Annotated in this window: 15 protein-coding genes; 13 read left to right on the top strand and 2 right to left on the bottom strand. The window is 38.9% G+C overall.

Annotation, left to right across the window (positions count from 1 at the left end; genetic code table 11):
* Positions 1 to 930, top strand: a 930-nt coding sequence (filE, locus tag F984_RS0104005) for a putative pilus assembly protein FilE (protein ID WP_004710490.1), incomplete at its 5' end; no start/stop codon positions are given.
* A gap of 18 nt (positions 931 to 948) precedes the next feature.
* Positions 949 to 2,907: a putative pilus system protein FilF gene (gene filF, locus F984_RS15005; protein WP_004710488.1), complete on the top strand. Its 1,959-nt coding sequence runs from the start codon at positions 949 to 951 to the stop codon at positions 2,905 to 2,907.
* Positions 2,908 to 2,956: 49 nt separating this feature from the next.
* Here filF and F984_RS15000 read toward each other — a convergent pair whose 3' ends face one another.
* Positions 2,957 to 3,505: an NUDIX hydrolase gene (locus F984_RS15000; RefSeq protein WP_025469344.1), complete on the bottom strand. Its 549-nt coding sequence runs from the start codon at positions 3,503 to 3,505 to the stop codon at positions 2,957 to 2,959.
* 114 nt (positions 3,506 to 3,619) lie between these two features.
* On the opposite strand from F984_RS15000, the gene F984_RS14995 reads away from it, so the two are divergent.
* From F984_RS14995 to fghA, 6 genes are all read left to right on the top strand, one after another.
* Positions 3,620 to 4,246 (top strand): CoA pyrophosphatase, encoded by a 627-nt coding sequence (locus F984_RS14995; RefSeq protein ID WP_006581515.1) that lies wholly within the window; start codon positions 3,620 to 3,622, stop codon positions 4,244 to 4,246.
* A 22-nt stretch (positions 4,247 to 4,268) separates the two neighbouring features.
* Complete coding sequence (locus F984_RS14990) at positions 4,269 to 4,796, top strand: gamma carbonic anhydrase family protein (RefSeq protein WP_080631653.1); 528 nt, start codon at positions 4,269 to 4,271, stop codon at positions 4,794 to 4,796.
* A gap of 132 nt (positions 4,797 to 4,928) precedes the next feature.
* Entirely contained in the window at positions 4,929 to 5,594 is a 666-nt protein-coding gene (gene tsaB, locus F984_RS14985; RefSeq protein WP_004710482.1) for a tRNA (adenosine(37)-N6)-threonylcarbamoyltransferase complex dimerization subunit type 1 TsaB, read from the top strand.
* A gap of 11 nt (positions 5,595 to 5,605) precedes the next feature.
* Positions 5,606 to 6,397 (top strand): class I SAM-dependent methyltransferase, encoded by a 792-nt coding sequence (locus tag F984_RS14980; protein ID WP_004710479.1) that lies wholly within the window; start codon positions 5,606 to 5,608, stop codon positions 6,395 to 6,397.
* A gap of 136 nt (positions 6,398 to 6,533) precedes the next feature.
* Entirely contained in the window at positions 6,534 to 7,985 is a 1,452-nt protein-coding gene (locus F984_RS14975; RefSeq protein WP_004710477.1) for a C13 family peptidase, read from the top strand.
* A complete protein-coding gene (gene fghA, locus F984_RS14970; protein WP_004710475.1) occupies positions 7,954 to 8,805 on the top strand; it encodes an S-formylglutathione hydrolase in 852 nt (283 codons plus the stop codon). Before F984_RS14975 ends, fghA begins: the two co-directional genes overlap by 32 nt.
* On the opposite strand, the gene F984_RS14965 is transcribed toward fghA, so the two are convergent.
* The gene (locus tag F984_RS14965; protein ID WP_004710473.1) at positions 8,802 to 9,074 is read right to left on the bottom strand and encodes a DUF2218 domain-containing protein; all 273 of its coding nucleotides are present in this window, start codon (positions 9,072 to 9,074) and stop codon (positions 8,802 to 8,804) included. The two genes, fghA and F984_RS14965, sit on opposite strands and share 4 nt — an antisense overlap.
* 184 nt (positions 9,075 to 9,258) lie before the next feature.
* On the opposite strand from F984_RS14965, the gene rpe reads away from it, so the two are divergent.
* From rpe to F984_RS14940, 5 genes are all read left to right on the top strand, one after another.
* Positions 9,259 to 9,945, top strand: coding sequence for a ribulose-phosphate 3-epimerase (gene rpe / locus F984_RS14960; RefSeq protein WP_004710471.1), 687 nt, complete (start codon positions 9,259 to 9,261; stop codon positions 9,943 to 9,945).
* Between the two features lie 356 nt (positions 9,946 to 10,301).
* Entirely contained in the window at positions 10,302 to 11,123 is an 822-nt protein-coding gene (locus F984_RS14955) for a Cof-type HAD-IIB family hydrolase (protein ID WP_004710470.1), read from the top strand.
* Positions 11,124 to 11,224: 101 nt separating this feature from the next.
* Entirely contained in the window at positions 11,225 to 11,620 is a 396-nt protein-coding gene (locus F984_RS14950; protein WP_025469343.1) for a hypothetical protein, read from the top strand.
* 40 nt (positions 11,621 to 11,660) lie between these two features.
* Entirely contained in the window at positions 11,661 to 13,595 is a 1,935-nt protein-coding gene (locus tag F984_RS14945; RefSeq protein ID WP_004710466.1) for a copper resistance system multicopper oxidase, read from the top strand.
* Positions 13,582 to 14,337: a copper resistance protein B gene (locus F984_RS14940; protein ID WP_004710464.1), complete on the top strand. Its 756-nt coding sequence runs from the start codon at positions 13,582 to 13,584 to the stop codon at positions 14,335 to 14,337. The genes F984_RS14945 and F984_RS14940 overlap by 14 nt, the downstream gene beginning before the upstream one ends.
* Positions 14,338 to 14,356 lie beyond the last annotated feature (19 nt).

Here is a 14,356-nt window from a genome sequence, read left to right as displayed (position 1 = left end):
GCACCGACTGCACCGACTGCACCGACTGCACCGACTGCACCGACTGCACCGACTGCACCGACTGCACCGACTGCACCGACTGCACCGACTGCACCAGAGCTTCCTTTAACAGTTAGTAAAACTCAGAAGGAGGAAGTTAAAAAACAGGCTAGTAGCGTTAATACAGAAAGTGTTCCAGCTAAAATTTATTCATCTTCACAAAGTACTTCTCAAACTGTTTCAATACCAGATCCTTCAAATGATCGATCTAAATTTACAAGTATTGATGGCGTGGAGTATGTAAATAATGAGTATCTTGAAGACCAAGAATTTAATCTTGAAGGCAAAAAACGCTTTTATGTTATGCCAGATGGTTTAGGACGAACAGAGTTTGTTGAGCGGAAAAAAGGTTTAAGTAAATCTACATTAGAACAATTTTTTAATAAGCAATCTCAGGAAGATCAAGGAGCGATTGTTTTAGCTCCAACCTACATACGTCTGTCTCAAAAAGAATTAGAAACAACTTTTGAGCAAGATAAGTGCTTTGTTCAGGGCTACAAAAAGTCAATCAAAGTTCTTAGAGCAAAAAAAGAAGTAAATTTATGGCCTCGTAAGCCATTAAAAGAAAAGTTTGAATACGAGCTAGTAAAACTTGAGCCATCTGTACAACATTTACAGCTTATGTCATTTGCAGCGAGTAATTCCGCACCTCTATATTATTGGCCTTTGGCTATATTTTTAGATGAGAAGGGTTGTATTTTAGAGGGTGCAAGTGGGTTCAAGAGCAAGTCTTATCCTTCTACAATATTACAACATGCATCAATTCAAGGTACTTTAAGAGTGCCACCTCATGCACGTTATATGATGTTAACTCCGTTATCTTCCTCTGTAGATGTAGCAGAACAAGAGTTATCTAATCAAGGACAGATTCAAATTTCAGTATTACGTTAAAAATAAGTAGGGTATCTAATGAATAAAAAATTATTTTGGCCTTGTGCTTTAACCACATTGGCAATCATGCTGAATGGTTGTGGCGGTGGTAGCTCGACAATTAATGAAGATCCAAGCTCTGGTAGCAATAACGGAAACTTATCTTCTGGCAGTTGTACACCGACCACAAGTAATATTGGTGCAGTAGATACAACTTGTTTACAATTCGCTTTAGATTATCCGATAGCTGGTATTAATTTTGATTGTAGTTCAGCTACAAATTTTCATTATGCTACAAAATTTTCAGGAAATGCTGTAATTGGATCATGTAAAGTTGGTGATACGGCAAGTTTTTATATTCAAAGTAAAGATAATAAGAAGGTTTACTTAGGAAACGTTAATCTTGATACAGTTGGAAAGTTTACTTCTGTTAATTCTAATACCAAGCAAAGCAATCCTATATATTTAAGAATATTAGATTTAGCAAGTGGAATTACAGGAAAAACACCAGTAAGCTTAGATAAAAATGATGAAACTATTAAAGTAGCAATTGCTTTAGTAAAAATTTTTCAAAGCATTGGTGTAGAAAATGGTGATAATGTTATCGGTGATATACAACCAACTCAACTTACAGATACAAAAAAAGATCAACTTACGAAGATTTCTCAGAGTATAACAGCTACCGAATTTCAGAACGGAGCTTATGCAAACATTTTGAAACCATGGTTAGATCTAGACCAAATTTCTGATGATGAAGCATATAGGCTTTTAGTACAAACAACTAATTTAAGTAATGCCGGTGTTTTTCAAGCATTCAATCTCCTTCTTAACTCAACAGTACTTCAGACTTATCAAGTGTTTAATGGATGTAATAGATCTACACAACAAGAGTGTTTTATTAATACACCTAACTTGCGTCATTCCACAGATGATCTTTATTTATTATCGGATCGTCAAGGTTATACGCTAGGATATGGTCTGCAGTGGAAGGGGGATGCGATTATTGCTGGAACTGAGGGTAATCAAGTAGTACAAAATCCTTATTCATTAACTTCAAAAGTTAAACCAGCTAAACTCAATGTATATGCACAAAATAATTGGTTAAACCCGGTTAGTCGAGAAGTTCAGTCAACTACACCACTCCGGTTGAGTTTTTCTAATAACCCAAGCGAAGATCTGCAGATTTATCAGGGAAAATTTTTTAATGATTATGCAGTAGCAGGCACAGAGGCATTCTATAAATACTTAACAAAACTTAGTACAGGTAATCCACAGCATTACGGGCTCTGGCGTCAAAATGTTGATGGAGATAGTTACAATGGTATGTTGAGTATTATTAAAAGTAGCCCTATTAGTTATCTAGAGCAAAATGTTTTTAAAACATTAGGTAATGTAAAAACAGGCGAAAATTATATTTTTCCTCTTTATGCTACTTTGACATTCAATTTTTCAGATACCACTATTCAACCTGTAAATTTAGGTATTGTGATTGATGAGCATGGAGATATTCGGACTGATATCAAACCTAATTCGACAACAACGGATATGTCAGGTCAATGTGCTACGGTATCAGATGCAAGTTTAGTTGATAGCAATGGTGTGCAACAATATCGAATTGGTACTACAGCAGCGACGGTTAATGACCCTTTAAATGCTGATCAATCTGTATATGTCCGTATGATTTTATCTAATACTAAATTTGCCAATATCGATGGTGTTATGGTTGGGCTGACTTTTGCAGGTGTTTCTCCAGGTCCTGCAAAATTGAATCTATTTAATTTATTGGCAAATAAGGTAGATAGTACAAGCATAGATTTTGATAATAATACTCCTTGGTATAATCAATATGCGGCAGCTCAGGCTAGCTATAATAAGCTTGATAAAGTAACCCCTACTGAAGATGATAAAGCTTTAGCCAAACGCCAATTGGGTACGGTCACAATTAAACTAGCTGATCAGTCTATTCCAGCATGTAAAGCGATCAAAATTAAATCTTAATTAAACAAAATAAAAAAGACCGTGAAAGCGGTCTTTTTTATTAACTAAATTAACCTGTATGGTCTAAACGAGTTCCTAGTGTTTCTAGGTGCGTTGGAAAAACTTGTTTTTTACGATCTTCAAAATAATGTCTGAGTGTGTGTTCGACACTCGGAAAGGCAAGTTCACCCCATGGAATCTCATGCTCTTCGAATAATCGGCTCTCTATGCTTTCTTCACCCGCACCAAAAAGTCCATCTTTTAGCTGAGCTTTGAAAAGTACATAAATTTGACCAATACGAGGAATATTGTATATACAGTAAAGTTGTTCTATTTCAATTTCGGCTTCTGCTTCTTCACGAGTTTCTCGCGCCGCACCTTGTTCCATGGTTTCGAACAACTCCATATAACCAGCGGGCAAAGTCCATAAGCCATAACGAGGTTCAATTGCACGACGGCAGAGGAGTACTTTATCTTCCCATAACGCTAAGGCACCGCAGATTACTTTGGGGTTTTCATAATGAATATTTCCACAATGAGTACAAACACGGCGTACTTTATGATCACCTAAAGGAATTTTTTGTTCGGTTTTATGCCCACACGCTACACAGAAACTCATAATTATCATCGAGTATAGAGATGCCTCAGCATAACTGAATTTTTGGACTTACGCATCAACTCTATTCCCTAAGTTTGATTTTCAGATATGATGCAAAGAGAGACAGAATAATAGGTGAATGGTATGGAAGAGCACTTGCTAACACAAAAGTTACAGCAAAGATTGCGCTTTTCCACCCGCATACAAGAAGCACAAGCTGCAGTACTGATTGCGATTACAAATGAAAATAATCCTAAGGTACTGCTTACACGCCGTTCAATACATATGAACAACCATGCGGGGGAGGTTTCTTTTCCGGGTGGCAAACGTGACCCCAGTGATACAAGTAATATTGTTGTAGCGCTAAGAGAAGCTCAAGAAGAGACGGCTTTAAATCCGTTTGATGTACAGTTGCTAGGTGATCTGCCTATGCAACGTGCAAGAAGTGGCTTGTCTGTAAAACCGATTGTTGGGCTTATTCCTCCTGAGGTAACTTTAATTCCTCAGCCCACCGAAATTGATCGAATTTTCTTTGTGCCTTTACAGCAACTTATAGAGACGCGTCCGACGCCATATGAAGTTCGATATGCTCATCAATCTTTATACTTCCCAAGCTTGCAGATTGATAATGAAATTATTTGGGGCCTCACAGCGCGGATGTTAATTGCCTTATTTAAATATGGTTTAGGCTACCAAAAAGAGTGGCCATTTCTACTGAACTCACCAACGTTTGGAATGCCAAAATTTTCTCATAAAAAATAAAGATCAGGACTGATAAATTATGATGTATAGCTATCAAGGACAGCATCCAAAAGCCTTACATGAGCCATGGGATGGCTGGGTTGCTCCAACCGCAACGCTTATTGGACAAGTAGAATTAGGCCGTCAGGTCAGTATTTGGTTTGGTGCTGTAGTACGTGCCGATAATTGTATAGTGCGCATTGGTAATTTTTCTAATATTCAAGAAAATTCTGTATTACATACTGATGCTGGACTTGAGCTAAATATTGGTGAATATGTCACGGTCGGACATAAAGTCATGCTGCATGGTTGTACGATTGGTGATAATAGCTTGATTGGTATGAACGCCGTCATTTTAAATCGAGCTGTGATTGGTAAGAACTGTATTATTGGTGCTAATGCTTTAATACCAGAAGGTAAAGTGATTCCAGATAACTCAGTAGTGATGGGTTCACCAGGCAAAATTGTGAAAACTTTGGATGAAGATGGCGCGGCAAAAATACGTTTGAGCGCACTACATTATGCTGAACACTTTAAAAGCTATACCGATTTGAAAGAATTTCACTTTTAAAATTTTAGTAAGATATTTTCTATGCCAAGCACTCGCTTGGCATTTTTATTTAGATAGGAACAACTCGCCTAACAGGGCCGAGTGGGGTATCATAACTTCCGTTTTTAATCTGATTGAATACTAAGGTTGTGCATGAAACTGCTGGCGTTGGAAACTGCAAACGAGCAATGTTCCATTTCATTAATTGATGAAACCCAAGAACTATTTTTCCAACTCGATACGCGAGCGAAAGCACAAACTCAGACCATTCTGCCAATGATTGAGCAAGGGTTACAACAAACCGAACTTGACGTAGCTGGTTTAGATGCAATTGCCTTTAGCCGAGGGCCAGGTTCTTTTAGTGGTGTTCGAATTAATGCTGCTGTTGCTCAGGCTTTAGCTTGGTCACAAGATTTACCTGTGGTTCCCGTTTCTACCTTGCAAGCTCTCGCACAAGCGGCTTACCGACTTGAAGGATTAGAGCAGGTAACTGCGGTACTCGATGCACGTATGAACGAAGTTTACATTGCAAGTTTTGTTCTAGATGAGCAAGGCATCATGCAGTGTATCGATGAAGAAAAATTAATGAACTACGAGCAAGCGGCTGCCTATGCAAAGCATTGCTTGATTGGTTCAGGTGCTAAACTTCTTCAAGCTGATGCAGAGTATCAAACAATCACTGCCACTGCACAGGACATTGCTTCGATTGCACGTGTCTATGCTGCCCAAAAGCAGTGGGTTGATGCTGAACATGCTTTACCGGTTTACTTGCGTGATGATGCATGGAAAAAAATTGCGGATCAGGGTAAAGCAAAGTAAAGGCACTGCGCATGCATATATATTTTGAAGTGGATTTTCAAGAACAAGCACAGCATTACCAAGCTGTGCTTTCTTCTAGAGGCGTGACTGCCGATTTACAGCCGATTGAAAAGCTCAATGCCCGTTTTTTACGTTTAAATCCTGAATTAGCACTTTGTGTAGATGAAAACGGACTTTGGTTATCTGCGAACGGCATGAAAATGCAGCCTGACTGGAAAGCTGAAATCCCACGTTTAAAACGAGCAAGTCTTAAATCGGAAATGATTGCTCGTGCTTGTCAGTTAGGGGAAAAGCCAGTACTGGTCGATGCTACAGCGGGCTTAGGTCATGACAGCTTACTTATGGCTTATCTGGGTGCCCAAATCCAGCTTGTTGAGCGTCATCCGATTTTATTTACTTTACTTGAAGATTCAAAAGCTCAGGCACAGCGTGATCCATTTTTAAGTCAATTTATAGATCGTATTCAACTAATCTTTGCTGACTCTGCAAGCTATTTACAGCAATTAGATCAAGACGCACAAACGGTTGATGTAGTCTACCTTGACCCGATGTTCCCACAGCGCGACCAAAACCAACAAGCAATTAAAAAACAAGCCCAGGTCAAAAAGCAGATGCAACTTTTGCATTTACTTTTACCCGAAGATGGAGAAATGGATTTGGGAGATAATTTGCTTGATTTGGCCAAAAAAGTTGCCAAGCGAGTGATTGTAAAACGTCCACGCTATGCTGTTTTCTTAGCAAATCAAGAGCCAGCTCATCAGTGGCAGGGGGATGCTTGTCGTTTTGATGCTTACTTTCAGTAAGCTTATGTAAGGTTAAGTTTTATTGCTTGAATAATGCACAAATATATGTGATATAGTTCGAAAGCATGATTGCTAAAATTCTTAGCAGGCATACACTTATGATGCCTGACAAAAACGAAATTTTTGAAACCTTTTTATGATTGATCTCAAACCTTCCATTAACTTTTGGCATGATTTTAAAAGTAACCAGCTTGCCGGAATGTGGTTATTTTTGGGGTCAAGACGTTCCTTACAGATCGTACATCCCTCTATTCTTCAACTTATAGTTTGGGGAATATTAGGCGGATGTACCAACTCACTTTATAGCTGGCTCGTAGCTGGTCAAATGGGTGATTTTAACTCCCAAGGCCTAATTGGGTACGCACTCTGGCCTTTTATTGCGCTTATTGTTGGTATTTTTTTATCACAGCGTATTAATCAGCCGCGTTTAATGTTAGTTCCAGCCTTACTGTGGCTAGTTTTAGATACCAATATTTTATTAATTCAATGTTTAATTCAATATCTGGGCTCTAATGGTTATTTGAACTTTGTTCCCGACGCTATTTATAACGGTATTTTACCGAGTCTGTTTGTGGCACTTTTTGTGTGGCAAAGTTTGGCAGTTATTTGGGTTTTCTCGCGTGAGCTGAAATGGCCTTGGTGGGAGCGGGCGTTGGTCATGGTTGCGACCATTGCAACTATGGTTGTTTGGCAGCTTTCTGTAAAAGATCAGCCTATTTGGAAAGTGGAAGATTCTCCACCTACCTTTGCCGAAGATGCTTTCTATGCACAAAGTAAGTTACTTCATGATGCGTTAGAGCAAGTCCAATATGGTGAGCTAGCGAAAAGCCACTGGTACTTCTTAGGTGTTGCTGGCGACAGTTACCAAGACGTTTTTAAATCGGAAGTGGTTCGTATTAAAGAACAATTCGATACACGTTTCGGTACTGTCGGACGTTCGATGATGTTGGTCAATAATCCAGATACTCGAACCGAAATTCCGATTGCGTCTAAAACTAGTATAGAGTTGGCTCTACGCCGTATGGGCCAGCAAATGAACCGTGATAGTGATGTGTTATTTTTATATATGACATCGCACGGTGAACAAAACCATTTTGAAATTGAAAATGCACCGCTAGATTTGGGGCAAGTCGATCCGAAATGGTTACGTGAAACGCTTGATAAAGCGGGGATCCGTTGGCGTGTAATTGTCATTTCCGCCTGTTACTCGGGAAGCTTTATTCCGGCGTTACAGTCACCTGATACATTAATTATTACGGCATCTGCTGCGGATAAAACTTCGTTCGGTTGTAATAACGAAGCTGACTATACTTATTTTGGACGAGCTTTCTTTGATTTGGCGATGCGAGAGCAGTCTTCTATGAAAGATTCGTTTAATGCCGCTAAGCAAACTGTGACGAAATGGGAAGTCGCTCAAGGTGTAGAACCTTCGGAGCCACAATGGATGATTGGTAAGAATATGGAACTTATGCTACCTCAGTTGGAAAAATATCTTTTTCCTCAACCAAATACAGGTAGTGTAAATATTGCTCAGACACAAACAGAGGCTAAAAACGATGCAACTCCTGCAAAAAAACCGCTGCTTTGAGGGTGAGCAGCGCATTTATCAGTTTGATTCTCAATTATTAAAAGATTCTACTAAGTTTGGGGTTTATTTGCCACCTGCTGCTTTAGAAGGTAAACCTTGCTCAACTTTGTTTTACTTAGCGGGTTTAACGTGTACTGAAGAAACTTTTGCCATTAAGGCACATGCACAGCATATGGCAGCCCAGCTTAGTCTTATATTGATTACACCTGATACTTCTCCTCGTGGTGAACAAGTCGCTGTAGGTGACCATTGGGATATAGGGCAAGGTGCTGGCTTTTATATTAATGCAACGCAAGCGCCTTGGTCTGAGCATTATCAGATGGAAAGCTATTTAATTGATGAGTTATATCCACTCATTTTAAAAAGTTTTCCGGTAAATGCTAAACAAGTTGGTGTCTTCGGACATTCGATGGGGGGCCATGGTGCCTTAACTTTAGCTTTTAAATATCCTGACAAGTTTAAGTCGGTATCTGCATTTGCACCGATTTGCGCGCCAAGTGAATGTGCATGGGGTGAAAAAGCATTTAGCCATTATTTAGGTACAGACCGCGATAGCTGGTTGGCTCATGATGCTACAGCTTTAGTCTTAAAAAATGGTGCAGTTTTTAGCGAAATTTTGGTTGATCAGGGATTGGATGATCAATTTTATGAACAACTTCACCCTGAAAAATTTAAGCAAGCATGTTTAAAAGCAGGACAGCCCTTAACTTTAAGACAACATGCTGGCTATGATCATGGCTATTATTTTATCCAGACCTTTATGGATGAGCACTTACAGTTTCATGCAATCCAGTTAGAAAAGGTAACATCAGCGAGTTAGTGCTGCCACTCCACCTGAAATTCTTGTTGAGCCATACGGTTTAGGTGATCAAGGACAACTTTTTCCAAGTGGCCGTGATCATCTAACTGACTATCAATAGCAACATTTAATTGCTCTGTTTGAGGTGCAAGTGTAATGGTTGCACTAGGCATGAAGATTTTAAAATCTTGATCAGTTTCTTGTACTTCAAATTTGTGCTTCCAATGATTGACTAGACGTTTTGCAATGCGTTTACCATCATTTGTTAATAGATGAGTTGTGCTTTTCATTATCAATCCTCACATTGGTTTAATGTACCTTAACAAATTCGTTTGGCACTTAGCATTCTATAGTAGCAACGTTACGTTGCAAGTTTGAAATGTTGCCATTTAAGCAAGGAAGAGCGGGCCAACTAGGTTCTTTTTTGTTATAATTTTTAGCCTCTCCTTAAACTTCTAGCCAGGTCATCCACCTATGTCCAAGCCTTATTTGATTGCTCCTTCTATTTTATCTGCCGATTTTGCTCGTTTAGGCGAAGATGTAGACAAAGTGTTAGCTGCAGGTGCAGATGTAGTGCATTTTGACGTTATGGATAATCACTATGTTCCAAACTTAACTTTTGGTGCAGGGGTGTGTAAGGCTCTAAAAAAATATGGTGTTAAAGCTCCTATTGATGTGCATTTAATGGTATCTCCAGTTGATCGTATTATTGGCGATTTCCTAGAAGCTGGCGCAGATATTATTACGTTTCACCCAGAAGCATCTCACCATATTGACCGTTCACTACAGCTTATTAAGTCTGGTGGTGCTAAAGCAGGTCTAGTTTTCAATCCAGCAACCCCATTACATTATTTGGACTACGTACTTGATAAAGTTGACCAAATTTTATTAATGAGTGTAAACCCAGGTTTTGGCGGACAAAAGTTCATTCCAATGACTTTAGAAAAATTACGTGAAGCTCGTAAAATTATTGATGCAAGTGGTCGAGATATTCGCTTAGAAGTAGATGGTGGTGTTGGTCCTGCAAATATCCGTGAAATTGCAGAAGCTGGTGCAGATATGTTTGTTGCTGGTTCAGCAATTTTTGGTCAACCAGATTATAAAGTTGTAATTGATCAAATGCGTGCAGAGCTTGCTAGAGTTGGTACTGTGAGCGTTTAAAAAAGCTTATTAAGCTGAGAGTAAACTTGTGGATAACTTTGTTTATAACTTTATGGATAACTGTGTTGATAACCGTATGGATAAAATGTTGGTAAAATAAACAAAAAAGAGATCAACCGTTTACTCTCTACACAAAATATATGAAAAAAGAACGCTTTGGCGTTCTTTTTTTATACGTATTGGATATTTTATTGTCTGTTTTTTTATTAAGCTTTGCTAAAAAATGACCTGTGCAAAAAATGAGATGGAGCTGTGTAAAACTTTTAAAACATAATAGATAGAAAACTGTAAAAGTGTCATGAAAAGTAAAGCTAAATTTGATTTAATAAGATTTTAGTAAGAGACCTAGATCATTAATGACAGTAAAAATTTTAGCGGTAGATATGGATGGGACTTTTCTTAATTCTAAGAAGCAGTACAACAAAGCACGTTTTTTAAAACAGTATGAACAACTAAAACAAAATAATATTCATTTTGTGGTGGCCAGTGGTAACCAACTTGCAAAGCTTGTTACTTATTTTCCAGAAATTAATCATGAAATTGCTTTCATTGCAGAAAATGGGGCACATGTTGTAGATGCAGGGCAAGAACTCGCTTTTGCTCATTTAAGCAAAGAGCAATTCATTGAGATTTTAAATGCGATTGACCCAGTATATACCTCTAAAATGGTGATCTGCGGAAAACAGAGTGCTTATGTACATACGAGTATGAATGCAGAGGACTACGCTAAAGTCGCTCGATATTTTGAGAAGCTGACAGTTATCGATGACTTTTATGCGTTAGATGATCTGGTATGTAAAATTACTTTTACTGCTCAGGAAAACGAAAGTTTTGCAATTTTTGAACATTTTCAGAAGCAAAGCTTCGTAGCAGATAAGGTTTTAGTGCCTGTTTCTAGTGGCTTTGGTTTTATTGATTTGATCCTTCCAGATCAACATAAAGCGCATGGTTTGAAGCTATTACTACAAAAATGGCAGATTGAAGCCAATCAAGTGGTTGCGATTGGCGATAACAATAATGATATCCAGATGATCAAAGCAGCAGGTTATGGGTTTGCGGTTGAAAATGCTATTGAAGCTTTAAAAGCAGTAGCACCTTATACAACACGAAGTAATGAACGAGAAGGTGCACTAGAAGTGATTGATTTAGTTCTTCAGCATCAACCTCCGTTTGCTTAATGACCATAAAAACAATCAATTAAGATGTAAAATTGTATCTGTTTTAAAACTTGGTTATGCTTATACCCCATAGATAAATGGATTGCTCAAGGCAATAAATGATGACGCTGCAACACTTACGCAAGTATGCTTGGTTTGTGTTCCTAATGACTTTGGTCATTGGGTGGAGTGGCGTGTCTGTTGCTCAGATGCCTATGCAGCGTGATCTTCATACAATGCCATGCCATAGTAAACAAATGACACATCACACTATGCATGTTCAAGCTGATAATCAGGCGATATGTCATCAATCTATGGTTAAAGTTTCTCATCAACATGGTGAACACTGTCAAGACTGTAACCCAGTGCATTGTCAAATGATGAATCTGGCTTTACAGCAAGCTGTACCAGATATTGAAACATCATTTATTCCTATTTCATCTCAATTTAGTAGTATTTATCAGGCACAGCATTTAGCTGGATACTGGCAAGAAATCTTACGTCCACCAAAAGCTTAATCCTTTCTTACTTATTTTTTTAGTTAAAAGGATTACAGCAATGTCTCATAAAACAATTAGCAGCCTCGTCGCTGTATTTGGTCTATTGGTTTCACCATGGACCCTCGCGGCAATTAAGGAATATCACCTTAATATTAATGAACAACAGGTCAATGTTACGGGCAAACCCCTTAAACGAATTACCGTAAATGGCAAGTTTACTGCCCCACTTCTTGAGTTTGAGGAAGGGGATGAGGCTGTTATTCATGTTCATAACCAATTAAAGAATCAAGATACCTCTTTACATTGGCATGGCTTATTACTACCTGGGTTAATGGATGGTGTGCCCGGTTTCAATGGTTTTAAAGGAATCGCGCCAAACGGAGATTTTGTTTACCGTTTTAAAGTGAAACAAAATGGCACATATTGGTATCACGCCCATAGTAAAGGCCAAGAACAAGATGGTTTATATGGACCACTCGTGATTTATCCAAAAGGAAAAATACCCGTTGCGGCGCATGAAAAAACTGACCGTGATTATGTGGTGATGCTTTCAGATTTTCATCAGTCTTCTAGCGATAGTATTTTAAAGAATTTAAAGAAATCTGCTGAGTATTATCAAAACCGCCGTGAAACCGTATCTGATGTTTGGAAGCAAGTGAAAACACAGGGCTTAAAAGCAACTTGGCAAGATCGTTCGATGTGGAATCAGATGCGGATGTTAAAAACCGATATGTCTGATGTGACGGGTTATACTTTCTTGGTTAACGGCAAGACACCAGAGCAAAACTGGACAGGTAACTTTAAGACTGGCGATAAGGTTCGATTACGATTTATTAATGCTTCAGCTATGTCTTTTTTTGATGTCAGAATTCCAAATTTAAAAATGACTGTCGTGAGTGCAGACGGACAGCCAGTTAAACCTGTTGCAATTGATGAGTTTCGTATTGGTACAGCCGAAACCTACGATGTCATTGTAGAACCTACGCAATCAAATTATCAGATTGAAGCAGAGTCTATTGACCGCAGTGGTTTTGCTATCGGCACTTTGCACAATGAAAATACCCAAGCTGTAGGGCCAATTCAAATGCCACAGCCGCGCCCACGTGCTTTATTAACCATGGACGATATGGGCATGAGTCATGGGGGTAAAAGCGATCAACATGCTGACCATCAAATGAACATGCAACATGACATGTCGGCTATGCCTGAGATGAAAAAAGAGACGAGTCAGGCTAATCATGATCACACAATGATGAAAATGGACCATGATATGAAAGATATGTCATCTGACGGGCATGACCATTCTATGATGCACATGAAGCATGACATATCGGCCATGCCTGAAATGAATCAGGATATGCAGACTATGTCATCTAGCGAACATGATCACGCTATGAAGAATATGAATCATGAGATGCCTGTGCAATCTGAGAATAAGTCCAAAAAAGATGAACCCGTTTATGGCTGGGCAAATGCTTCAACACCAGCAGATATGAAAGCACTGCAATATAGTGATTTGCAGTCTTTAATACCGCAGCCAGATACTCGTGCGCCCGAGCGTGAATTAGTCATTCGTTTAGGGGGCAACATGGAGCGTTATATCTGGACTATTAATGGTAAGAAATTTAACGAAGCTGAACCATTACAAGTTAAATATGGCGAACGTATTCGCTTGAAGTTTGTAAATGACAGCATGATGGCTCATCCAATGCATTTACATGGCATGTTTATGCAATTGGAAAATGGTCAACAAGCTGAAAACTTACCAAATAAACATACCGTTATTGTTCCACCCGGAAAAACCGTTACTGCGTTATTGACAGCCGATGCTTTGGGAGAATGGGCGATTCATTGTCATTTGCTCTATCACATGAGTGCGGGAATGATGAATAAGTTGATTGTTGCTCAAGTAAATGACAGCCAACAACCAGCTCAATCACAGCCACCTGTTCAATCTGAAAATGAGAAAGGAGCTAGTCATGCGCATCACTAAGTTATTTTCTCAAATGATATGTTGCGGTGCTTTCTCGGGTATATCTTTATTTGCTTTTGCTCAAGAACCTTTAACACACGATCATTTACGCGAACATGGTGGACAGGTTTATCAAGCAACTAAGATTGATACTGGCTGGACTCAAAATGAAGAGGGTGAAGGCAGTTTTTCTTCTGAATTGGAAAGCTGGGTGGGAACGGATGAAAATAAATTGTTCATTAAAGCCCATGTTGAAAAGGCCGAGTCGGAAGATGCCAATTATGGCGGTTCAGTACTTTATAGCCACAATGTAGCTGATTATTGGGATGTACAGGCTGGGGTAAACTATGAACGTTTACAACGGGAAGACGAAAAGCAAGAACGCTGGGCTGGTGTAGTGGGTTTACATGGCATGGCGCCTTACTTTTTTGAAACCGATGCCTATCTTTATGTAGGTGAAGATCAGTTATGGAAGTTAAGCCTAGAGTCTGAAAGAGATTTGCTTTTTACCCAAAAGTTGATTGGTAAGCCCTATTTAAAAGCAAACGTTGTTTTGCAAGATGAATCTCGCTATGCCAGTAAAACGGGATTATCGAGTTTACAGGCAGGTTTTCAAACCCGTTATGAAATCAATAAAAAGGTCATGCCATTTGTTGATGTCGGTTATGGTTATGAAAAAGGTTTAAAACAAACTGCTTGGCAAACTGGAACCGACTCTAAAAATGGTTGGTATTATGGTGCAGGGTTAACACTAAAATTCTAATTGCCGAACAAAAAGTAAG

The sequence above is a fragment of the Acinetobacter nosocomialis NIPH 2119 genome, assembly GCF_000368085.1.
Taxonomy (GTDB): Bacteria; Pseudomonadota; Gammaproteobacteria; order Pseudomonadales; family Moraxellaceae; genus Acinetobacter; species Acinetobacter nosocomialis.
This window is presented reverse-complemented; position numbering and strand designations above follow the sequence as displayed.